This is a genomic window from Polynucleobacter sp. AM-25C3 (assembly GCF_018882335.1).
GTDB lineage: Bacteria > Pseudomonadota > Gammaproteobacteria > Burkholderiales > Burkholderiaceae > Polynucleobacter.
Genome location: NZ_JACVOS010000009.1, coordinates 20408 through 41359, shown reverse-complemented (window position 1 = coordinate 41359; position 20952 = coordinate 20408). Strand labels below are relative to the sequence as shown.

At 46.3% G+C, this 20952-nt stretch carries 22 protein-coding genes; 13 read left to right on the top strand and 9 right to left on the bottom strand.

What is annotated here, in order from left to right; genetic code table 11:
• Positions 1-8 precede the first annotated feature (8 nt).
• Positions 9-1286, top strand: a complete 1278-nt coding sequence (locus tag ICN12_RS07425; RefSeq protein WP_216271872.1) for an NAD(P)/FAD-dependent oxidoreductase — start codon at positions 9-11, stop codon at positions 1284-1286.
• Positions 1287-1334: 48 nt separating this feature from the next.
• On the opposite strand, the gene ICN12_RS07420 is transcribed toward ICN12_RS07425, so the two are convergent.
• Positions 1335-2690, bottom strand: a complete 1356-nt coding sequence (locus ICN12_RS07420; RefSeq protein WP_216271871.1) for a DUF3422 domain-containing protein — start codon at positions 2688-2690, stop codon at positions 1335-1337.
• Positions 2691-2720: 30 nt separating this feature from the next.
• Positions 2721-4127 carry a TAXI family TRAP transporter solute-binding subunit gene (locus tag ICN12_RS07415; protein ID WP_216271870.1) on the bottom strand — a complete coding sequence of 469 codons (1407 nt, stop codon included), beginning with the start codon at positions 4125-4127 and terminating at the stop codon, positions 2721-2723.
• Positions 4128-4198: 71 nt separating this feature from the next.
• Between ICN12_RS07415 and ICN12_RS07410 the strand changes: the two genes are divergently transcribed.
• From ICN12_RS07410 to ICN12_RS07395, 4 genes are all read left to right on the top strand, one after another.
• The gene (locus tag ICN12_RS07410) at positions 4199-4900 is read left to right on the top strand and encodes a pirin family protein (protein ID WP_216271869.1); all 702 of its coding nucleotides are present in this window, start codon (positions 4199-4201) and stop codon (positions 4898-4900) included.
• A 326-nt stretch (positions 4901-5226) separates the two neighbouring features.
• The gene (locus ICN12_RS07405; RefSeq protein WP_216271868.1) at positions 5227-6186 is read left to right on the top strand and encodes a DnaJ C-terminal domain-containing protein; all 960 of its coding nucleotides are present in this window, start codon (positions 5227-5229) and stop codon (positions 6184-6186) included.
• A gap of 5 nt (positions 6187-6191) precedes the next feature.
• On the top strand, positions 6192-6509 hold the full coding sequence (locus tag ICN12_RS07400; RefSeq protein WP_216271867.1) for a chaperone modulator CbpM: 318 nt from the start codon (positions 6192-6194) through the stop codon (positions 6507-6509).
• Between the two features lie 6 nt (positions 6510-6515).
• Complete coding sequence (locus tag ICN12_RS07395) at positions 6516-7823, top strand: APC family permease (protein ID WP_216271866.1); 1308 nt, start codon at positions 6516-6518, stop codon at positions 7821-7823.
• On the opposite strand, the gene ICN12_RS07390 is transcribed toward ICN12_RS07395, so the two are convergent.
• The gene (locus tag ICN12_RS07390) at positions 7820-9751 is read right to left on the bottom strand and encodes an ATP-binding cassette domain-containing protein (RefSeq protein ID WP_216271865.1); all 1932 of its coding nucleotides are present in this window, start codon (positions 9749-9751) and stop codon (positions 7820-7822) included. The two genes, ICN12_RS07395 and ICN12_RS07390, sit on opposite strands and share 4 nt — an antisense overlap.
• A gap of 101 nt (positions 9752-9852) precedes the next feature.
• On the opposite strand from ICN12_RS07390, the gene ICN12_RS07385 reads away from it, so the two are divergent.
• On the top strand, positions 9853-10449 hold the full coding sequence (locus tag ICN12_RS07385) for a P-loop nucleotide/nucleoside kinase family protein (protein WP_216271864.1): 597 nt from the start codon (positions 9853-9855) through the stop codon (positions 10447-10449).
• A gap of 61 nt (positions 10450-10510) precedes the next feature.
• On the opposite strand, the gene ICN12_RS07380 is transcribed toward ICN12_RS07385, so the two are convergent.
• The 3 genes from ICN12_RS07380 to ICN12_RS07370 all read right to left on the bottom strand — a co-directional run bounded on the left by ICN12_RS07380 (position 10511) and on the right by ICN12_RS07370 (position 14357).
• Positions 10511-11134 carry an OmpW/AlkL family protein gene (locus tag ICN12_RS07380; RefSeq protein WP_216271863.1) on the bottom strand — a complete coding sequence of 208 codons (624 nt, stop codon included), beginning with the start codon at positions 11132-11134 and terminating at the stop codon, positions 10511-10513.
• A 177-nt stretch (positions 11135-11311) separates the two neighbouring features.
• On the bottom strand, positions 11312-12709 hold the full coding sequence (gene hemN / locus ICN12_RS07375) for an oxygen-independent coproporphyrinogen III oxidase (protein ID WP_370624980.1): 1398 nt from the start codon (positions 12707-12709) through the stop codon (positions 11312-11314).
• 37 nt (positions 12710-12746) lie between these two features.
• Positions 12747-14357: an NAD(P)/FAD-dependent oxidoreductase gene (locus ICN12_RS07370; protein WP_216271861.1), complete on the bottom strand. Its 1611-nt coding sequence runs from the start codon at positions 14355-14357 to the stop codon at positions 12747-12749.
• Positions 14358-14446: 89 nt separating this feature from the next.
• Between ICN12_RS07370 and ICN12_RS07365 the strand changes: the two genes are divergently transcribed.
• Both ICN12_RS07365 and ICN12_RS07360 read left to right on the top strand, forming a co-directional pair.
• Positions 14447-14995 (top strand): YaeQ family protein, encoded by a 549-nt coding sequence (locus ICN12_RS07365; RefSeq protein ID WP_216271860.1) that lies wholly within the window; start codon positions 14447-14449, stop codon positions 14993-14995.
• Entirely contained in the window at positions 14992-15408 is a 417-nt protein-coding gene (locus ICN12_RS07360; RefSeq protein WP_216271859.1) for a putative toxin-antitoxin system toxin component, PIN family, read from the top strand. The genes ICN12_RS07365 and ICN12_RS07360 overlap by 4 nt, the downstream gene beginning before the upstream one ends.
• On the opposite strand, the gene ICN12_RS07355 is transcribed toward ICN12_RS07360, so the two are convergent.
• The gene (locus ICN12_RS07355) at positions 15398-16414 is read right to left on the bottom strand and encodes an LLM class flavin-dependent oxidoreductase (protein ID WP_216271858.1); all 1017 of its coding nucleotides are present in this window, start codon (positions 16412-16414) and stop codon (positions 15398-15400) included. The two genes, ICN12_RS07360 and ICN12_RS07355, sit on opposite strands and share 11 nt — an antisense overlap.
• A gap of 33 nt (positions 16415-16447) precedes the next feature.
• Here ICN12_RS07355 and ICN12_RS07350 point away from each other — a divergent pair, with 33 nt between their 5' ends.
• Genes ICN12_RS07350 through ICN12_RS07340 form a run of 3 tightly spaced genes read left to right on the top strand, consistent with a single transcriptional unit; the run spans position 16448 to position 17293 of the window.
• Positions 16448-16669 carry a hypothetical protein gene (locus ICN12_RS07350; protein ID WP_216271857.1) on the top strand — a complete coding sequence of 74 codons (222 nt, stop codon included), beginning with the start codon at positions 16448-16450 and terminating at the stop codon, positions 16667-16669.
• A gap of 15 nt (positions 16670-16684) precedes the next feature.
• Entirely contained in the window at positions 16685-16888 is a 204-nt protein-coding gene (locus ICN12_RS07345; RefSeq protein WP_216271856.1) for a SlyX family protein, read from the top strand.
• A 54-nt stretch (positions 16889-16942) separates the two neighbouring features.
• Positions 16943-17293: a phage holin family protein gene (locus ICN12_RS07340; protein WP_088528284.1), complete on the top strand. Its 351-nt coding sequence runs from the start codon at positions 16943-16945 to the stop codon at positions 17291-17293.
• 3 nt (positions 17294-17296) lie between these two features.
• On the opposite strand, the gene ICN12_RS07335 is transcribed toward ICN12_RS07340, so the two are convergent.
• Positions 17297-19126 carry an AsmA family protein gene (locus ICN12_RS07335; RefSeq protein WP_216271855.1) on the bottom strand — a complete coding sequence of 610 codons (1830 nt, stop codon included), beginning with the start codon at positions 19124-19126 and terminating at the stop codon, positions 17297-17299.
• A gap of 76 nt (positions 19127-19202) precedes the next feature.
• On the opposite strand from ICN12_RS07335, the gene ICN12_RS07330 reads away from it, so the two are divergent.
• Positions 19203-19550, top strand: a complete 348-nt coding sequence (locus ICN12_RS07330) for a zinc ribbon domain-containing protein YjdM (RefSeq protein ID WP_216271854.1) — start codon at positions 19203-19205, stop codon at positions 19548-19550.
• A 52-nt stretch (positions 19551-19602) separates the two neighbouring features.
• Here ICN12_RS07330 and ICN12_RS07325 read toward each other — a convergent pair whose 3' ends face one another.
• Entirely contained in the window at positions 19603-19818 is a 216-nt protein-coding gene (locus ICN12_RS07325; RefSeq protein WP_216271853.1) for an HP1242/YdcH family protein, read from the bottom strand.
• 232 nt (positions 19819-20050) lie between these two features.
• Between ICN12_RS07325 and ICN12_RS07320 the strand changes: the two genes are divergently transcribed.
• Positions 20051-20941: a hypothetical protein gene (locus tag ICN12_RS07320; protein ID WP_216271852.1), complete on the top strand. Its 891-nt coding sequence runs from the start codon at positions 20051-20053 to the stop codon at positions 20939-20941.
• Positions 20942-20952: the final 11 nt, after the last annotated feature.

Genomic DNA, 20952 nt, shown 5'->3' with positions numbered 1-20952 from the left:
GAGGCGCCATGGATCGTCGACATTTTATAGGTCAGAGCGCTGCAGCAGTAGGTCTACTCGCAGGGCTCTCTAGCCAAACAAAAGCAGCTTCTTTACAAAAAGCAGAAATCCTCGTTATCGGTGGTGGATATGGTGGCGCTACTGCTGCTAAATATTTACGCTTATTCTCCAATAACACTGCGCGAGTAACTCTCATCGAGCCAAATACTTCATTTATCTCGTGCCCAATGTCCAATTTAGTTATTGGCGGCTCGCGCACTTTAGCTGAAATTACCTCTCCGTATGACACTCTCAGCAAGCGTCATGGCATCAAGATTATTCAAGATAGCGTCAGCAGTATTGATCCAGATAAGAAAACAGTTACGCTCGCCTCTGGCAAAACATTGCGTTACGACAAAGCCGTTGTATCCCCTGGCGTTTCACTGAACTTCAAAAGTATTGAAGGCCTTGCTCAAGCCAACAAGGATGGCGTGACTTTGCAGGCCTGGAAAGCAGGACCAGAAACTGTGGCACTGCATAAGCAGATTGCCGCTATGCGTGAAGGTGGCACTTTTGCAATTACCATTCCAGAGGCTCCATATCGTTGCCCTCCCGGCCCTTATGAGCGGGCTTGCCAAGTGGCGAACTACCTTAAACAACGTAATCCTAAAGGCAAGGTAGTCATTTTGGATGCCAACCAAGATGTCACCTCTAAAGGGGCATTATTCAAAAAGGTTTGGGCTGAGCAATATGCCGGAATCATTGAGTACCGACCAAAGAGTAATGTAGTTGGTGTTGATGCCAAAACCAAAACACTCAAACTCGAAGTTGAGGATGATGTGAAAGCCGATGTCTTGAATGTCCTTCCACAAATGGCTGCTGGTGAGATTGCGATTAAATCCGGATTAGCCAATTCCAATGGTCGTTGGGTGAACGTCAATTTCCTCAACTTTGAATCAACTGCCCGCAAGGACATCCACGTCTTGGGCGATGCGATTCAAATCGCACCATTAATGCCGAAGTCTGGCCACATGGCTAACCAACATGCCAAAGTGGCAGCTGCAGCTATCGTTGCAGAGTTAAGTGGCTGGGAAGTGAATCCAGCACCAGTACTCACCAACACCTGCTACAGCTTTGTGAATGATCGAGAAGTGGTTCACGTTGCCAGCGTTCACCAATACAACGCTGCTGAGAAAACCTTCAAGACCGTTCCTGGTTCTGGTGGCCTCTCACCTGCTCCAACTACGCTTGAAGGCGTTTATGCTTGGGGCTGGGCGCACAACATCTGGGCTGATAGTTTGGGTTAAGAGTATTTCCGCTTATTAAAAAAGAGGCCTCGGCCTCTTTTTTAATGTCTACAGAGATTTGCCCATATCAATAATTCGCTTGCGTCTTCGCTTGCTAATGAATAAGAAGATGATCGCCACTATGGGAGCAGCAATTGCAGCAACAATTTCTGGATGAATCGCAAAGCCAGCCTCTTTGCCGCCCTTGGCAACATAGGCCAATAAACTCACGGCATAGTAAGTTAAGACCAGGACTGACAGACTCTCTACAGTCTCCTGCAATCGCAATTGCAAACGTGCGCGCTGATCCATGCTAGCGAGTAATTTTTGTGTCTGCTCTTCATTCACAAACTCAATACGCGTTCTTAAGGTTTGAGTTGTTCTTGAAATGCGATCAGACAATTCCTTTAATCTTCGTTGCGTCCAGATACAGGTACCCATAGCGGGTTGAAAACGTCGATCCATAAACTCGGAGAGGGACTGCACTCCAGCTATCGGGGATTCAGCTAGCTCATACAAGTTCTTACTGAGCAATTGGCTATAGGCCTCAGAAGCAGTAAAGCGCAGTCCATATCCCGAGATCCACTGCTCAGCCCTTGATGCCAAATGAGAAAGTTCACCCAAAAACTGCCCGTCTTTTTCAGTATGTACACCGGGCTCGGTTTGTAACTGGGAGATGCTTTTAGACAAGTCCGCTAATTCCGACTCCGCACTTCTCAGCGGCATAGATAGACTCTTGGCAACGGGAAAGGCAATCATGGCTGCCATACGATAGGTTTCTGCTTCAGCGATCGCTCGCGCCACACGGCCAGCCTGGCGTGAACCTAAAACATCATGCGGAATAAAGTAGGAGATAAACCCATCCTCATCCAAGCGCAAATCCGTCCACAGCTGAGCCTTCTTGTTCGACAGAATGTAGCTACCCAATACAGTATTTCCACTAAAAATGGCAGATACTTCTTGAGCCTCCGCAAATAGTGCGCGATGTTCAAATGCTAGATCTAAGGCAGAAATTCTTTCACCCCCCGCTTCAACAATGGTGGGGCATCCTAAGCCTTGAAATAGTGCATCCAAATCCTTTTCAAGAGCAAGGCGAGACTCTAGGAGTGGTCCAGTAATTTTGATGGGGTTATGCACAATCGCTGCGATAGTTGCAAACTCACCATGCAACTCCCATTTGATAAGCACCCTCTCCGGCTCTGGCGCCAAGGTGAGCATCTTAAAAGAATGGTCTTGTTCATTATCGCTAGAAATACCCAATGCAGCGCTAAGCTTTTGAATCCACTCAATTTGAGTCTGGCGAGAATTGGCATCTAGCAAAAAGGATTGCGAGAGCACCCTTTCATTCGGCCAGAGAGCAATTGGCGGACGCGCATGTACCTCTTCGTGTAACTGTTTTCGAGCAGGGTGATCGTAAGGTTTCATCAGAATTACGTGTTAATAAGTATTAACAAACTATACGCCACTGGGGCCCTCTTGGAACTGAATGGGATGAAAGCCTCGATTTAAGCAACTCCGTACATAATCAATGCTAGTCCGCAAAGCGAAGTAATCACCGGACATGCTTTTTGAAACCCTTAACTGAAGAGCTTGATATTCGAGTAAATCAAGTTTCTTAAGGTATTCATCTTTTGATTCTGGGTCGAAGTTAGTAGCTAACTCTTGCTCATACGTCTTAAGAACACCATAGAGCAGATCTATCTTCCGGCGCATGCGTTTATTGCGATAACCCGGCAACGTCAACAGCACCGGGTAAGCCAATGCGCAGAATGGTAGCAATACAAATACTAGGCGGTTAATCAACTCAGCCAACCAAAATGGCAAATAGGTCATTAATAAAGGTGAGCCATTTTTTTCGTAATGAAGTGCCACCGGGCTCTCAGGCATGATTGTATTTTTAAATGATGGAAACTCGCCACGCTCCGCAAAGAAGGAGGTATTACCATTGATTTCTCGTGCAGCCTCAAGGAATAAAAACTGAAGGGCTGGATGCATTCTGTCATCGATCAGCAAATTAGTTGTTGAGGCCATGAGTTTGATGTCCGTTGCTGGAAAGTTTCGCGACAAACTAAACGCACCTGCCGGGACATTCAGAATTTGCATATAAGGCAGCAAACGAGAATACGCTTCTGCCCGAGGGAAGGCGGCTAAATGGAAGTTCGGATCTGCTAGCAATGTTTGCACATTGGGCGCTTCATAGGCATCCACAATAAACGCTGCCTCAATTACCCCTTTTTTTAAAGCCTCTACTGATTGGGCGCCAGAGAGATTTAGGAAATGAGCGCCCTCCTCAAATCCGTTGGCCTTAAGGATGTGCATCGCCTGGGCATAAGTTCCGCTGCCCATTGCACCTACAGACATTTTAGAATTCAGGAAAAATTTGGAGCGCTCCTTAATTTCCTGAAAATCATTTGCCTTGACCTCAGGGCCGCGATAGAACAACCAAATCGGATCGTAAGAAATTGCCCCCAAAGATTCCACACCCCGAACACCATGGGGATTAAATACACCAGCTTGCACAAAAGCAGCCTGCACGGGATCTTTGCGATCGACTAAATGCGCAATATTCTCTTCAGCCCCCTTAGTTGCAAGTAACTCAAGGGAAATTCCTTTTTTCTTAAAAAAAGTAGCGTACTTCTTGCCCAGGGCATCATAGGATCCGCCGGGCTGGCCCGTTGCCATCACAACATGCCGGGGCGGTGGCGGATCGGCGTACCACCAAATCCCCATTAAAACCAATAACAAAATCGTTAAAAGGGGCCAAGCCTCTTTTAAGAACTGAGTAAAGTCGCCCCACTTTTCCTGGGCGGTCTCATAGAGACCGAGGAAGGTTTCATTAATGTCTTGTTTGATGCTTCCCATGGAAGGCCAATCGGCAAATATGTCAAAAGCTAATGATAATGTGCTTACCCCCTCCATAAAAGATCTTCATCATGCTAACTCTCCGAAAAGCACATGACCGTGGCTTTGCAGACCATGGCTGGCTCAAAAGCTTTCACTCCTTCTCGTTTGCTGGCTACCATGATCCCAAATTCATGGGCTGGGGCAATTTAAGAGTGATCAACGAGGATCGAGTAGCGGCGGGCATGGGGTTTGGCAAGCACGGTCACCGCAATATGGAAATCATTAGCTATGTTTTATCTGGCGAATTGGCTCATGAGGACAGCATGGGGAATATCAAAGGCATTCCGCCAGGCGATGTTCAACGCATGAGCGCCGGAAGTGGCGTTACCCATAGCGAGTTCAACCACGCTAAAAATCAAGTTACCCATTTCCTACAAATTTGGATCGAGCCAAACGCCATGGAAATTACTCCAACTTACGAGCAAAAATCGATTCCCACGCAAGCCAAACAAGGGAAACTCTGCCTCATTGCCTCCCCGGATGGTGTGGGCCATTCCGTCAAAATTCATGCGGATGCCAGGATGTACGCGGGTCTTTTCGATGGGGCCCAATCAGAGCAAATAGAACTTGACCCACAGCGCAAGGCTTATGTTCATCTTGTAAAGGGCGTCCTTCATATCAACGGCATACCCCTCTCCGGTGGAGATGCCCTCTTGATAGAAAATGAGAACAATCTACTCATCAGCAAGGGTAAGGATGCTGAAGTCATTATCTTTGACCTGAGTCATTAAAAATTTGTCATTTGAGTCATACGATTACTAGCTCACTGATCAACCTGAAACCTAATTAAAGCCCCATGATTGAAATCTCAGAAAAGCGCTTAATAGGGGTGATTATTCGACTCCATCCCAATGACAATATCGGGACAACGTATTTTTGAGCTGTTTCTCAGGACAACCTCAGGGGAAGCCTCTAAAAGTGAATTATTGGGCCTAGGGGATTACGAATTCGTACCCTGGCAAATTGGAGTGATGAGCTAAGTCAGCCAGAAGATAGAAATCAGCAGTAAGGACTGTAGAATTAAGCTTATTGATTCAATCAGGACTCCATCAGGATTATGAAATTCAGGGATTACTACGAGACACTTGGTGTAGCACGCAGCGCTACCGAAGCAGAAATTAAAACGGCCTACCGCAAGTTGGCGCGTAAATATCATCCAGACGTCAATAAAGAGGCTGGCGCAGAAGACCAGTTCAAAGAACTTGGTGAAGCCTACTCCGTTTTAAAAGATACCGAGAAACGCGCTGCTTACGATCGTATGGGTGCCAACTGGAAGAATGGCCAAGACTTCACCCCTCCACCGAATTGGAATGAAGGTTTTGAATATTCAGACAGCGGCTTTGGTGGTGGCTATGAAGGCGATCAAAGCGAATTCTTTGAGTCACTCTTTGGTAGAGGCAAACATCGCCAAGGTGGACGCAGTGGGAACCCAAGACAAGGCATGGACTTAAAGGGTCAAGATCACCACGCCAAAATACTCATCGATCTTGCTGATGCCTACAACGGCGCTAAACGCACTATTGCCCTTCACATGCCGACCCAAGATGCTAATGGTCATGTCAGCACTCAAGAGCGAAAACTCGATGTCAGCATTCCGAAAGGTATCAAGGCTGGGCAAAATTTACGCCTAGCCGGTCAAGGTGGACCCGGCATGGGCGCAGGGGGCGCTGGTGACCTCTACCTTGAAATTGATTTCCACCCAAATCCTATTTATCGCGTAGATGGCAAAGATGTCTATTTGGATTTGCCACTCGCACCCTGGGAGGCTGCACTAGGAACAACAGTCAACATCCCCACTCCCGCAGGCTCCACTCTGGAATTAAAAATTCCGGCTGGCACAGCGAGTGGTCGCAAGATGCGACTAAAAGGAAAAGGCATCCCCAGCAAAGAGGCTGGCGACTTATACGTCGTACCAAATATTGTTTTACCAAGCGCGGATACCGACGCACAAAAAGAAGCCTATCAAGCCCTAGAAAAGGCATTTGACTTCAACCCCAGAACCCATTTGAAGGGATGATCAACATGACCCAAACACAAATCACCTGGATCGAGGGTACAGTTATTGATGATGAGGTGCATATGAGCATTGTGGAGATATCACAAGCCACACGCGCACCGGAAGAGCTCATCATGTCCTGGGTATCGGAAGGCGTCTTAAGTCCTGCTGGCTCATCCCCAGAAGACTGGCGCTTTAGCGGAGATTCACTCAAGCGTGCAAAAACAGCTGCTCACCTCACACATGACTTAGAACTCAATACTCCCGGGGTTGCCTTAGCTCTCGATCTTCTAGATGAGATTACGCGCCTACGCAATCAACTGCTTCGAACGAATTTAGGTTAAGTTCGGTTGAGCTCAGACTTACTTAAACGTAATCCCAAGCAAGCCAAGGACATTAGTCTTTTTTCCGCCACCGCCTTAGGCATTGGCGGCATGATGGGTGCAGGTTTGTACTCATTACTAGGATTGGCTAGCTCACATGCTGGCACACATGTTCCCTTAGCTTTTTTGATCGGAGCTATTGCAGCTTCATTTTCGGTCTACTCTTACGCCAAGCTAGGGGCTGCATTTCCGAGTAGTGGTGGAGCTGCCACCTTCACGGTGATGAGTTTTGGGCCAGGGATTATTTCTGGCGGAATTAATCTCTTTCAATACATCGCCTACCTCATTGCTGCCGCTCTATATGCCGCAGGCTTTGTGGAGTACACCAATACCCTATTTGGTGGAGACCTATCGCCAATCTTATTGAAGTGCATTACCGCAGCAATCATTCTGACTTGTACTTTTCTTAACCTGCTGGGCCCGAGTTTGGTCGGCAAAGCAGAAATGATTGCAATTGGTTTGGTTGTGATTAGCCTGCTCGTATTTTCCGCTATGGGATTTAATCAGGCAGATTTCAAAGGTTTTCACATGGGTGGCGGATCCATTGAGGGAATTGCAGTAGCTGCCGGCATTCTCTATATTAATTTCCAGGGATTTGGGGTGGTGACTAACTCTTCATCCGCCATGAAAAGCCCTCAAAAAGAATTACCTCTAGCCATGTTTAGCGCACTCGTCTTAGTGACGGTTGCCTACTTAGCAGTCAGCATCGTAGTGGTACTGCTCATGCCACTCAATGTCATGCAAATTGACAATGGACATGTCTTGGCTGATGCAGCAAAACTGGTAGCCGGGAAACTGGGTTTTATCGTAATTAGTATTTCCGCCCTACTAGCCTGCGCGGCAGCGGTGAATGCCACTATTTTTGCCGCTTCTAATATCGCGGCTGATGTTGCAGAAAAGAAAGAAATCTCAAGTGCTCTGGGCAATACAGTGCTGAAGAATAATTTACACGCGCTCACTATGTCATCCATTGGGGTGATTTTTTTAGCCTTGATTTTTCCCTTAAGCGAAGTAGGTCAAATGGCTAGCCTGGCGTTTCTCTTGGTTTACGCCGTGATTACCTATGGGCATCTCCGCGTTCACCACCAGACAGGCGCTAAGCCAAAAATTCTGTGGTGTGCGATTGTGATTAACTTAAGCTTATTCGCTGCGCTTCTCATCAATACAATTAAGACGGCACCATCTAGTGCGATCGCCCTATTGATTGCGCTAGTCGGATCCTTCGCGATTGAAGGATTTTCACGCCTTAAATCTAGGCGCCTTAAAGCAGATTAAGATTCTGAGCGACTTAAGAGCAATTCCCAGCGTTGCAACTTCACCTCTAAATCAGCCGTAATTTCTGATAAGCGCGCTTGCATGCTTGCTGCTAGCTCAGGTTCATTCTTGTAAAGATCTGGATTGCTCATAGAAATACCGATCTCGGCTTGCTCCGTCTCTAGCACTTCGATTTGCAAAGGCAAAGCCTCCAACTCCAAGCGCTCCTTGCCATTGAGCTTTTGTACGCCACCCTTTGCAACTGCAGGCTTGGGCTCGATCTTAGATTCGGTTTTTACATCCGACTTTGACTCAGACTTCTCTGTCGCCTTGCTGCCACCATTGGCAGCTCGAATTTTATCTGAGCGTGCTTTTTGAATCTTCCAGTCTTCGTAACCACCCTCATACTCGCGCCAGAACCCATCACCTTCATTGGCAATGATGCTGGTCACCACATTATCTAAGAAGTAGCGATCATGGCTGACTAAAAACACGGTACCCTTATAGTCTTGGAGTAATTGCTCAAGCAAGTCTAGGGTATCGATATCTAAGTCATTGGTTGGCTCATCCAAAACCAATACGTTTGCAGGTCGCGCAAATAAACGCGCTAACAATAAGCGGTTGCGCTCTCCACCAGATAAAGTACTTACCGGTGAATTAGTTCGCTCTGGTGCGAATAAAAAATCACTTAAGTAGCTCTTGACGTGCTTCTTATTGCCATTGATTTCAATCCACTCGCTACCTGGGCTGATGTAATCTTCAAGCGAAGCATTAAGATCAAGACCTTCGCGCATCTGATCAAAATAGGCAACCTCAATCCGGGTGCCCATAGTTGCCGTGCCAGAATCCGGTGCAATGGTTCCGAGGATTAATTTCAATAGCGTTGTCTTACCAGCACCATTTGGCCCAAGCAGACCTACTTTATCGCCACGCAATATCGTTGCTGTGAAATCCTTCACAATCGGGCGGCCATAAGACTTGGAGACATTCTGAAGATCAGCTACGATCTTGCCGCTTCTATCCCCGGATGACACTGCCAGCTTAACTTGCCCAACCGCATCCCGTCTTTGTGAGCGAGTAGCCCGCAGATTTTCTAGGCGAGCAATACGTGCAACGCTGCGAGTACGTCTTGCTTCAACGCCTTTACGAATCCAAACCTCTTCTTGAGCAAGTAATTTATCTGCTCGCGCATTAGCCAAAGATTCAGAATTCATTTCCTGATCTTTTAATACTTCATAGGCCGAGAAATTCCCTGGATAAGTACGCAAGATTCCGCGATCTAGCTCCACAATCTGTGTGCAAACGTTATCCAAGAAGGCGCGATCATGGGTAACCAGAATGACAGAGCCTTTATATTCTTTTAGCAAATCCTCTAACCAAGAAATCGAATCTAAATCCAAATGGTTGGTTGGCTCATCCAGGAGCAATACATCAGGCATTTCAACTAAAGCGCGAGCCAAAGCAACACGCTTCTTAGTTCCACCCGATAAAGTATTGATCTTCAGGTCAGCATCTAAATGTAAACGATCTAAAGTTTCGTAAACGCGCTGCTCCCAATTCCAACCACTGAGCGCCTCCAATTGGGACTGCACTTCATCCAAGCGATGATGAGCGGCATCATCCCACTCCCCAATGCTGAGAGCTTCATACTCTTCACGTAGAGCTTTGGCTTGAGCTACGCCTTTGGATACCGCATCAAAGACAGTCTCTTCAGCCTCAAATATCGGCTCTTGTGGAACATAGGCAATCCGAAGGCCTTGCTGGTATTGCAGCAGACCATCATCCATTTTTTCTATGCCAGCCAAGATCTTCAATAAAGAGGATTTGCCAGTGCCATTACGGCCAATTAAGCCAACCCGCTCCCCAGATTCCAATGAGAAAGCAGTGTTTGCGAGGAGGTCAACGTGGCCAAAAGCCAGTTTTGCATCAGTGAGTACGATTAAAGCCATGGCGACATTATCGTCACTTCAGTCAAAGTGGTGATATTTCCAATAAACATGGGATGGAGAAGTAGAATTTACTCAAGCAAGATCCCCTAATAAAGAGATAAATGACCTGCAAGCTTAGCCCTGCCGCACCACGACTCATCCTCTTTGCAGGCCATGCGGGGACAGGCAAATCCACGCTTGCCAAAAAGGCATTGCCTCTGATTGTGGAAAAAACTGGTGAAGATTTTTTCTTTCTCGATAAAGATACGGTGTACGGCGCCTATAGCGCCCATGTCATGGAGCTCACCACCAACAATCCCAACGATCGAGATAGTCCTTTTTACCTCAAGAACTTGAGGGATTGGGAGTATGAGGGGCTCATAGCCATCGCCAAAGAAAATCTTCAACTTGGGGTGAATGTCATTCTGGTGGGTCCATTTTCCAATGAGATCCAAAGCGGCAGAATGTTCAAGCCAGAAGAGTTAGGTGTCCCAAGCGTATCAAGCATCAAAATTGCCTGGATTGATCTAAATGAGAATGAAGCAAAACATCGCATGGAAATGCGCGCTGACCCCAGAGATGAATACAAACTCCAGCATTGGGATCAATACATCAAACGCAGAATTGATCCACCAAAACATATCGCAATACAGCGCTTTGATAATCTACATTTTGATGAAGCGAAGTTCGAGAAATTAATCGATCACCTTATTCAATAAAGAGCAGACAAAAAAATAGAGCCCCTTAGGGGCCCTATCTCAAGAACTAAGAACTGAATTCTTAGAACTTGTAAGTCACACCAACCGCTGGCATCCAAGGATTTAAAGTCAACTTACCTGCGCTTGGGCCATATGCAGGACTAGAAACATTGGTCGACATCGTTGCATATTTCACATCAACGTTTAGACCCCAGTTTTTATCAAACATATAGTCCATACCAATTTGACCAACAGCACCAACACTAGAGCTGTCAACAGAGTATGTGCCATTGCCCAAATTATTTCGACTGCTGAAAATTGTGTAGTTCACACCAGCGCCAACATAAGGCTTAAAGGCGCCAAAATCAGTAAAGTGATATTGAAGAACCAATGATGGAGGAAGCGCCTTGATCGTGCCCAATTTATTACCACCGGCATCAATCTGAACGCTTTGTGGATAAGTCAACACTAACTCAGCAGCAATATTTTTAGTAAAGAAGTAAGAAACGTCAAACTCAGGAATGATTTGATCTTTAGCCTTTACATCCAATGTTTGAACGGCGCCAGTTTGACCATTAGCCCAAAGTAAATCAACAGCACGAACACGAATCATCCATGGATTTTCTGCTGCTGCCTGTGCTTGAGCGGCGATTGGAGCCAATGAAGCTACTGCTGCCATGGCTGCTACTAGAGTTTTAATACGCATGATGTACCCCTTTTCTGTTATCAATTTGATGAGTCTATTTTCAAAGTGATACTGGGGTAGTCATTTGATGTAAATCAAATGTAAGGGCTGCTGAAATTTTTTATTGGTTTAAAAGCAACACTCTTTTTATGGGTTTTTGATCTAGATCAAATTGATAGGCTTTTGAAGCTACTTTGCTTAAAGAACCTTGGAATAAGTGCCCCTTGCTTGGGATTCCCGCAGGTGACGATCAAAAGTCATCGCAACCCGCCTTGCCAATAATCTGCCCTTGATTGGGACAAGCATGGTGGCGCCCTGCCACTCTAAAAGGCCAGCTTCCTCCAGATGCTTTAACTCTTCAATTTCCGTTTTGAAATAGCTTTTGAAGTCAATTTGATGAGACTTGGCAAATTGACCTGTATCCAGAGCAAATTGGCACATCAACTCACCGATTAACTCGCGACGCAGTAAATCGTCTTTATCTAACTGCAGACCCCGGAGGGTAGGCAGATGACCATCATCGATCGCCGCATAGTATTCATCTAGAGTGCGGACGTTTTGAGAGTAACTATCGTCCACCTTGCCAATTGAGGAGATTCCAAAAGCCAATAGATCGCACTCTGCTTGAGTTGAATATCCCTGAAAGTTCCGATGCAGTTTTCCTTCTTTTTGCGCAATCGCTAATTCATCATCCGGCTTAGCAAAGTGATCCATACCAATAAATACATAGCCCGCCTCACCCAATCTTTCGATCGTATTAGAAAGTATGTCCAACTTATCTGCAGCGCCCGGTAAATCTGCTTCAGCAATTCTGCGCTGGGGTTTAAAGATATGGGGCAAATGCGCATAGTTATAAACAGAGAGACGATCAGGACTCATCTTGAGTACTGCATCAACTGTTTCTTTAAAGGTCGCAGGGGTTTGTTTTGGTAGGCCATAAATAAGATCTACGCTTCTGGATTTAAAGCCATACTTTCTGGACCAATCCATCACCGCTTGGGTTTCCTCAATGGTCTGCACGCGATGCACTGCTTGCTGAACTTCTAAATTAAAGTCTTGCACTCCAAGACTAATCCGATTAAAGCCCAGCTCGGCTAATAAGGCAATGTCTGCCTCAGTCACGCGACGCGGATCAATCTCAATAGAATATTCGCCACCAGGAAGCAAATCAAAATGCTCGCGCGTATGGTGCATTAACTCGATCATCTCTTCGTGAGATAAAAACGTAGGTGTGCCACCACCCCAGTGCAACTGGGTCACCGGAATCTTTTGCTGCGCACCCATCGCAGTGCAAACCATTGCCATTTCCTTAGCTAAATACTTGATGTACTTAGCGCTGCGCCCATGGTCTTTGGTAATGATTTTGTTGCAACCACAGTAGTAGCAAATATTGGGGCAAAACGGCAAATGAAAATATAAAGAGAGTGGCTCATTGACTTTAGCTACGCGTTGCAATGCGCCCAAATAATCTGATTCACTAAATTCATTATGAAAACGATCGGCACTGGGATAAGACGTATAGCGTGGACCATTGATGTCAAACTTCTGCAATAGCTCTGGATGAAAAAGAGCCTCTTTTTCATTTTGGGTGGACATAGGAACTACAGAACTCATCAGAAATCAGCTTATTGAATTATTGGGAAAGATAGTCAAGCGCAACTGCTTCTGCTACTTTAATCCCATCAACGCCTGCCGACAAGATTCCGCCCGCATAGCCAGCGCCTTCGCCCGCAGGATATAGGCCTTTGATATTTAAGCTCTGAAAGTTTGAACCCCTCGTAATGCGTAACGGAGAGGATGTGCGGGTCTCCACTCCTGTGAGTACCGCATCCTTCATTGAGAATCCCTTGATCTGCTTCTCAAAAGCTGGAATAGCTTCCCGAATCGCTTCGATAGCATAAGGGGGTAAACAATCAGCAAGATCAGTTAGATGAACGCCCGGCTTATAAGACGGCATCACCCTACCGAACTCAGTAGATGCTTTGCCTAGCAAGAAGTCTCCAACCAATTGCCCAGGAGCCTCATAGGTCGACCCACCCAACTCATAGGCTTTTGACTCCAGCGCCCTCTGAAACTCAATACCAGCCAAGGGGCCGCCGGGATAGTCTTCAGGAGTAATTCCGACCACGATGCCCGCATTGGCATTGCGCTCATTACGCGAGTACTGACTCATGCCATTTGTCACCACACGGTTTGGCTCGGAAGTGGCAGCAACAACCGTTCCACCTGGACACATACAGAAGCTGTAGACCGCACGGCCATTCTTGGCATGGTGAACTAGCTTGTAATCTGCTGCGCCAATGAGCTCATTGCCAGCATGTGGCCCTAGGCGAGCTTTATCAATTAGAGACTGGGGGTGCTCAATTCGAAAGCCTACCGAAAATGGTTTGGCTTCCATATAAACACCTGCCGCATGCAAGGCCTCAAAGGTATCTCGCGCGCTGTGGCCTAAGGCGAGCACGACATGATTGGCAGCTAGATCAGGCTGCCCTTCTATTTTGACGCCAACAATCTGATCATTCTGAATATCAAAGCCGATCACCTTTTGTGAGAAACGAATTTCTCCGCCAAGATCAATAATTTCTTGACGCATTTTTTCAACTACGCCAACCAATCGAAATGTGCCGATATGTGGCTTGGCTACATATCGAATCTCTTCAGGAGCACCAGCTTTGACAAACTCATTAATCACCTTGCGCCCATAAAACTTCGGGTCTTTAATTTGGCTATACAGCTTGCCATCAGAAAACGTACCTGCACCACCCTCGCCAAACTGAACGTTGGACTCAGGATTCAAGACATTCTTACGCCATAGACCCCAGGTATCTTGCGTGCGCTCACGCACCTTCTTGCCACGCTCTAAAACAATCGGCTTAAATCCCATTTGAGCTAACACTAGGGCCGCGAAAATTCCGCAAGGTCCAAAACCAATCACTACTGGACGCTCGAAGTTATCAGCCTGAACTTGCGCAGCATTTGCGACAAAGTGATAGCTGGTATCGGGAGAAGGTCTGATATGCACATCGTTAGAAAATTGCTTGAGCAACTTTTCTTCATCCTTTACCGATAAATCGACGGTGTAGATAAAGGCAAGGGCCACATTTTTTCTGGCGTCATAACTCCGCTTAAATACATCCGTCCGAATCAAGTCTTGAGCTTGAATGCTCAATCGCTTCAAGATCGCCTCCTCCAAAGCCTCGGGGGCATGGCTAATTGGCAGACGAAGTTCGGTAATACGGATCATGGGACTCTACGATACACAGTAAATAGGAGCAATTTTCCAAATAATACTGGGATAGGCAGGATCTCTCGGCTAAAAGGCGATAATGCGCCATGGCTCTACGCGCAACTATCCACAAAGCCGACCTCCACGTCGCAGATTCTGACCGCCACTATTACGGCAGTCACTCCCTTACCATCGCCAAACACCCTTCAGAAACTGAAGAGCGGATGATGGTTCGGATTATTGCGTTTGCCCTGCAAGCTCAGGAGGAATTAGTCTTTACCAAAGGCTTAAGCGATACAGATGAGCCGGACCTCTGGATAAAAGACCTTACTGATGCTATTCAGCTCTGGATTGAAATTGGTCAACCAGATGAGCGCCGCATTCTGAAGGCCTGTGGGCGCTCAGACCAAGTTATCGTCTATTGCTATGGTGGACATACTAGCAAGATCTGGTGGGATGGCATTGCCAATAAGTTGACTCGAGCACGCAACCTCCAGGTGATTTCCATTCCAGCAGAACAAGCTAAAGAACTCAAGAAGTTAGTTGAGCGCAGCATGGTCCTGCATGTGAATATTCAAGATGGAGAGGCGTATGTTTCTTCAGATATGGGCCAAGTCACCATTACCCCAGAAATTTGGCGCAACCAGCAGCAATGAAGCCCGTCGTTTTGGACACCAATATCTTGCTGGATATTTTTGTCTTTAATGATGAAAGGGCCGCCAGTTTAAAAGAAGCAATTGTAGGTCGCAGCATTCAAGTTGTGGCCAGCCAAAAGACATTTGAAGAGTTCGCCGATGTCATCTCACGCCCTCTCTTTAAGCTTGATGAGAAAACTCAAGCAGGTATTCTGGCTCAATGGAAATCCATTGCACGGCAACATGATGATTCCAATCTAGCCCCCGCTCCTTGGCAATGCAAGGACGCCGATGATCAGATCTTTTTAGATCTAACCTATCAACTCAGGCCAGCGATACTCATTAGCAAAGACAATGCGGTGCTCGAGATAGCGAATCGAGCCATTCAAGAGAACATTCTCATTACCGGTGATTACAACGCTTTCAACCTTTAGAGCTAAAGCGCAATCCCTTGGCTGCTTCAGCAGCAATCTCAAATGATCGCAAGCGTGCTTGGTGATCAAATATTTGACCAGCGACCATTATTTCGTTAGCGCCAGTTTGATCAAGCCAGTACTGCATCTCTTTTCTGACTGTTTGCAGAGACCCGACAGCAGAGCACCTTAAAGCATGTGCAGCAGTAGTCTTTTCATGGGGCTCGCAAAACTCATCTAGATTATCAATTGGCGGCGGTAATTGACCGCGGGTGTTGCGACGCATGCGCACAACGTTCTGCTGTAAGGTCGTGAATAGATGCGCAGCCTCTTCATCTGTATCTGCAGCGACCACATTCATCACAAAAGCTGAATAAGGTTTTTCTAGCTTATCGGAAGGCTTAAATAATTCGCGATAAGTAGACATCGCATCCAGCAATTGCTCAGGCGCAAAGTGTGAAGCAAAGGCATAAGGCAAACCAAAGTGGGCGGCCAATTGAGCGCCATATAAGCTAGAACCCAAGATCCAAATGGGCACCTCTGTATCGGCGCCAGGAATAGCTCTTACCGCCCGCCCTTCTTGAATAGGGCCAAAGTAATGCTGCAACTCTCGCACATCCTGCGGAAAGCGATCATCGCTACCCAGCAAATCTCGACGCAAGGCTCTAGCGGTCATTTGATCAGTGCCTGGCGCACGGCCCAAACCTAATTCAATGCGGCCAGGATAGATCGATGCCAGCGTGCCAAATTGCTCTGCGATGACCAATGGAGCATGATTTGGTAGCATTACACCGCCTGAGCCAACTCGAATCGTTTTTGTACCCCCAGCAATATAAGCAACTAAGACTGCAGTTGCAGAGCTAGCATTACCAGTCATATTGTGATGCTCCGCCACCCAATAGCGGGTGTAGCCCCAATCCTCTGCATGCTGCGCAAGGTCCAAAGAGTTTCGCAAGGCATCCGCAGCAGTAAATCCCTCAGGAATTGGAGATATATCTAGAATGGAGTACGGGACTGAATTGGTCATTCGTAGATCATACTGAGAAAGCACTTTTTTGACATGAGTAAACCCAAAATGGCAGATGCCGATGACGGCCTCTTTAAGCCAGGCAACAAGCTTAGGCACATGAAGACAGGCGGCTTTTATAAGGTGGTGTTACTAGCTAACGTTGAAGCTAACCTAGAGCCAGCATACGTATATGAGTCACTCCAGTCACGCGACTTTTGGATCAGACCAAAAGCGGAAATGGAAGATGGTCGTTTTGAGTTAGTGAATGCCTAAGATAGGGAAATTGAAATGACTGAAGATCGCATCACCAACCTCGAAATCAAGCTGAGCTTTACAGAAGATCTGATTGATCAACTCAATCAGACCATTTACAAGCAACAGCAGCAAATTGAATTTCTATATCGAGAACTGAAATCCATTAAGGAACAAGCCAGTGGTGGAGATGGCGGAGGAGGTAGCAGCCCAAAAGATGAAATCCCTCCTCACTACTAAAGCCCTGATAACATTTGACTTACATTAGATAACCAATTTCAAAAAGGGAAACTCATCATGGGTAACTTAGTACCGTTTTTAGTCCAATGGGGCCTAACCTCTTTATCCCTCTGGGTTGCAAGCTACCTCTTTAGCGGTTTACGTTTTGCGGATGGCGGTTCACTGCTAATCGCCGCCCTACTGCTAGGGTTTGCAAATGCCGTAGTGAAGCCTTTATTAATCCTCTTTACGCTGCCACTAACGGTCCTCACTATGGGATTGTTTTTGCTAGTTGTAAATGCCTTAGTTCTGATGCTAGTTTCTGCGCTAGTGAGTGGCTTTACAATCTCCAGCTTCTGGACCGCCTTCTTTGCCAGCATTTTTATTTCTTTATTCAGCCTGTTTATTAGCGGAATGCTGTTTTAAGACTTACTCCGCCCCAGGATAAATATCGGACCAAGGGTGGAGTGCATTACTGCATGGGTGGCCTTTTGATGTCATTGATCTCGCATTCTCTGCCAGAATAGTAGCGCCACCGGTCAAGATTCCAAGGCCAATAGAAACGGCACTATTGACCACCCCAGCCTGGTTAATGCCTGCCCTAGGGTTTGCCAGCGTGCCACCCACCTTTACCAAACCAGCCAGATCCAAGCCCGTTGTCAGCCCTGATTTTTCCTGGGGATCAATCGTCAAATTCACTGCTTCAGTTTTCAGATTAATTGAGCCCGCCATTACTGCATTTAAGCGGTCAGTTTCAGCGCCCACCGTTTTGGCGATGTTAATTTGTCCGCTATTAATTGGCAGATAAGCAACAGCACACTCTAGAAGCGTTTCGCTAGATTTCTTACGCAATGGATTCATGGAATCCAGCACGGTAATCACAAAATCACCTGCATCATTCAAGAAGTTAGTGCCCATTCTTGCCTGATCGATATTGAGCTGAATTTTTCCGGTTGAATTACCGGCAATCTCGTGAAGACTTTTTCCCGTCGCCTTTAAGTCAAATGCCAATTTCATTTTTCCGCCGGTAACTTTTGAATGTGGATCAATGCGTGCCAGCAAATTCTCAAGAGTGAAATTCTTAGTTACCCCCCTTAAGGACAACACGGGTGATGCGCTAGTAAATTCAGAGAGATGGAATTGAATATCTGCCTGACCTTGACCCAATTGCAATGTCAGATGCGGAACATCAATCGCATTTCCGCTCATTTGCACGGTAGCCTTTAAATTCTGTATGGGCTTGCGATTTGGCAAACCAAGCTCATCAATACTCAAAACAATCTGTCCATTGGCTTGTGGCAATACGTCAAAGGGAATAGCTTCATTGCTAAATAAATAGTTGGACTGCGGCTTTCTAGCTTGCTGCACTACTTGTGGCTGCGGCTGCGGCTGCGGCTTTTCGCTGCCTCGCACTTGAGAGGCCTGAGTTGGGGAGCTTGAAGAAGGCCAGTCAAATGCTTTTGAAGTGAGCGCCACTTTAATTTCAGGTAAAGCTTTTGGGCTCTTATCAACCTCACCCTTAATCAACATGGATTTGCCATTCAAGGTGAGATTGAGATCCATCGGAAAGTGACTTGGGGAAACGTCCCACTGCTTAAATAATCTTGAAAGAGAGCCTGTTTTTCCACTGAGCTCCAAAGCCTGCTCTTGTAGGCTCATGCTAAGAGAGACGGCAGTTTTATCGCCACTCTCCACCAATACCAAACGCTTGATTTGATAGTTTGAAGCTGGGCTAATGCCATCCTGATATTGGATCTTGGCATCGAGTACTGACACACTCTCCATGAAGATGAGATCATCACTTGCCGAAGCAGAATCCACAGCCCCACCATTAGCGGCTGCAGTGGTATTGGATGCCTCCACACTCATATCCCAATTTGTTTTACCAGATGCATTTTTCTGCAGGAACAATTCCATGCCAGAGAGCTTGACACGATCAACCTCAATTCGCTTACTCAGTAGCGGCAGAGTCTTAATATCTAATTCAATGCGTTTGAGAGTTAGCATCTCAGGAGTGCTCGCCCACGGCGCATTACTTAAACTTAGGCGCTCTGCTGATACTGAAATTCTGGGGAAAAAACTGAGGGTTACTGGCCCGGTAATTTTTAAGTCTCGTCCAGTAGCGGTCTTAACCGAGCTGGCAAGCAATTTCGTCAAGGTCACTGGGTCGACCTTTGAGGCGGCGTACCAAGTCCCGATTCCAAGCAGGATAACTATCCCACCAAGGGTAGCGAGGATAACTTTGAGTTTTGGATTCATTGCCTTTAATTCTAACTTTAGATAGTCTCCGCTAGACTAAAATTACCCTTTACATCACCCTCACCTGCTACCAATCATGAATACAACTACCAATCTTCCAAAATGCCCGGCCTGCCAGGAGGATATGACCTACCCTGACGGTGAAAATTTTGTTTGCGCTCAATGCGGTCACGAGTGGCCAATGGCTGCTGCTACCGAAGAAGATGAAGGTGGATTAATTGTGAAGGATGCCAATGGCACTTTATTAGCTGATGGCGACACCGTGACCCTCATCAAAGACCTTAAGGTAAAAGGCTCATCAACCACCCTGAAGGTGGGTACCAAGATTAAAGGCATTCGTCTGGTTTCAGGCGACCATGAGGTCGATTGCAAAACAGAAGCTGGCAACATGTTGCTCAAAGCCTGTTTTTTGAAGAAAGCGTAATTCTGAATAAAAAGTCATCAGATCCAAATTGAAGTCTGATGACTTTAAATTTTTAGGCGCTAGCTTTTTTTAAGACGGCGTAGATCTGATCTTTTAGCAAGAGCTTTTCTTTTTTCAATGTCTCGATTTCCTCGGGAGTACTAGGCTCCGCATGGGCTTCCATTCTCTGAATCTGTTGATCTAGGTTGTTGTGCTTATCAAATAAATGAGAAAAGTGACGATCTGATGTCTTCAGCTTACTAATTAACTCGCGATATTCAGGGAACATGGATTCTCTTTAGGTTGAGGTTATTCATAATTGCACCGCTCCAGTGTAGCAACTTAGGAGCTAAATTCAAGCGCCCCGATCTTTTTTAAAGCCCTTAAAAAACGATTGGGCTTTCGCCCTTGAGTTTGCAAGGTAAATCCCCATATAGGTATAAGCAATAGAGGGTAGAAACTGAAGTAATATCCTCTTGTGCTCTAAGCACATTAACTACCAATAGGAAGGGTAATAGACCATGGCTACAAAGAAGTCTCCAGCAAAAAAGAAAGTAGCTACCAAGGTGGTAAAAAAAGCCCCTGCAAAGAAAGCCGTTAAGAAGGTTGCCACAAAGAAAGTGGTAGCCAAAAAGGCCGTAAAGAAGGTAGTGAAAAAACCAGCCACGAAGAAGGTAGTTGCCAAGAAGGCGATTACTAAAAAACCAGCAGCTAAGAAAGCGGTGAAGAAAGTTGTGGCCAAAAAGCCTGCAGCTAAAAAACCCGCACCAAAGAAAGCTGCCAAGAAGTCCACTAAAGCAGCCGCACCAAAGCAGCTGAAAGTCGACCAATACGGACTCGAAGAAGATGATGAGTTTTATGGCCTGTACTTTGCCAAATCAACCAAAAAGGGTTTAGTTGAAGTAAAACCTTGCACATTCTCATTGATGTACTGGTGGAAAGGTTTGCTTGGCTACCCTGACATGATCGAGATCTCCAAGGACAGCAATACAGCGATGCTGCAGTTTGAGTCCACTTTTGGTGGTGGCGATTCTGGTGAAACCGAGTTGACAGAAAAAGATGTGTTCGATGTTGACCACATTATTGAAGTTGATGAACAGGAGCAGTTGGTTTCCCTCTACTCTTACGTTCCAATCCCTGTGCCAGAAAAGCTCATTGGCGCACTTGGCCTCTCTATTCTGAATATCAACCCAGAAACCCGCTATGGCAGCTTAGAAATCTGCTCTACGGACAACGAGGAAGGTGAAAATGAACACTTCCTGCGCTATCGTGCTGCAACGTATTTACGTGGCGTGAAATCTGGCAAGGTGGAAGCCATTGAAAGCATGGTTACCAATGGTTCAGAGTTCTTTGGCCTAGCTATAGATGCAATGTGCGTAAATAAATCGATTAAGAAATGGCTACTTAGCTAAGTTGCATTGAA

Bases quoted from the DNA above. Each gene is read 5' to 3' on its own strand.
- ICN12_RS07335 (WP_216271855.1), bottom strand. From the start codon at position 19,126: ATGAATCCAAAACTCAAAGTTATCCTCGCTACCCTTGGTGGGATAGTT.
- ICN12_RS07415 (WP_216271870.1), bottom strand. From the start codon at position 4,127: ATGGGAAGCATCAAACAAGACATTAATGAAACCTTCCTCGGTCTCTAT.
- ICN12_RS07330 (WP_216271854.1), top strand. From the start codon at position 19,203: ATGAATACAACTACCAATCTTCCAAAATGCCCGGCCTGCCAGGAGGAT.
- ICN12_RS07360 (WP_216271859.1), top strand. From the start codon at position 14,992: ATGAAGCCCGTCGTTTTGGACACCAATATCTTGCTGGATATTTTTGTC.
- ICN12_RS07425 (WP_216271872.1), top strand. From the start codon at position 9: ATGGATCGTCGACATTTTATAGGTCAGAGCGCTGCAGCAGTAGGTCTA.
- ICN12_RS07390 (WP_216271865.1), bottom strand. From the start codon at position 9,751: ATGGCTTTAATCGTACTCACTGATGCAAAACTGGCTTTTGGCCACGTT.
- hemN (WP_370624980.1), bottom strand. From the start codon at position 12,709: ATGTCCACCCAAAATGAAAAAGAGGCTCTTTTTCATCCAGAGCTATTG.
- ICN12_RS07405 (WP_216271868.1), top strand. From the start codon at position 5,227: ATGAAATTCAGGGATTACTACGAGACACTTGGTGTAGCACGCAGCGCT.
- ICN12_RS07370 (WP_216271861.1), bottom strand. From the start codon at position 14,357: ATGATCCGTATTACCGAACTTCGTCTGCCAATTAGCCATGCCCCCGAG.
- ICN12_RS07320 (WP_216271852.1), top strand. From the start codon at position 20,051: ATGGCTACAAAGAAGTCTCCAGCAAAAAAGAAAGTAGCTACCAAGGTG.
- ICN12_RS07345 (WP_216271856.1), top strand. From the start codon at position 16,685: ATGACTGAAGATCGCATCACCAACCTCGAAATCAAGCTGAGCTTTACA.
- ICN12_RS07380 (WP_216271863.1), bottom strand. From the start codon at position 11,134: ATGCGTATTAAAACTCTAGTAGCAGCCATGGCAGCAGTAGCTTCATTG.
- ICN12_RS07355 (WP_216271858.1), bottom strand. From the start codon at position 16,414: ATGACCAATTCAGTCCCGTACTCCATTCTAGATATATCTCCAATTCCT.
- ICN12_RS07325 (WP_216271853.1), bottom strand. From the start codon at position 19,818: ATGTTCCCTGAATATCGCGAGTTAATTAGTAAGCTGAAGACATCAGAT.
- ICN12_RS07385 (WP_216271864.1), top strand. From the start codon at position 9,853: ATGACCTGCAAGCTTAGCCCTGCCGCACCACGACTCATCCTCTTTGCA.
- ICN12_RS07420 (WP_216271871.1), bottom strand. From the start codon at position 2,690: ATGAAACCTTACGATCACCCTGCTCGAAAACAGTTACACGAAGAGGTA.
- ICN12_RS07350 (WP_216271857.1), top strand. From the start codon at position 16,448: ATGAGTAAACCCAAAATGGCAGATGCCGATGACGGCCTCTTTAAGCCA.
- ICN12_RS07400 (WP_216271867.1), top strand. From the start codon at position 6,192: ATGACCCAAACACAAATCACCTGGATCGAGGGTACAGTTATTGATGAT.
- ICN12_RS07410 (WP_216271869.1), top strand. From the start codon at position 4,199: ATGCTAACTCTCCGAAAAGCACATGACCGTGGCTTTGCAGACCATGGC.
- ICN12_RS07365 (WP_216271860.1), top strand. From the start codon at position 14,447: ATGGCTCTACGCGCAACTATCCACAAAGCCGACCTCCACGTCGCAGAT.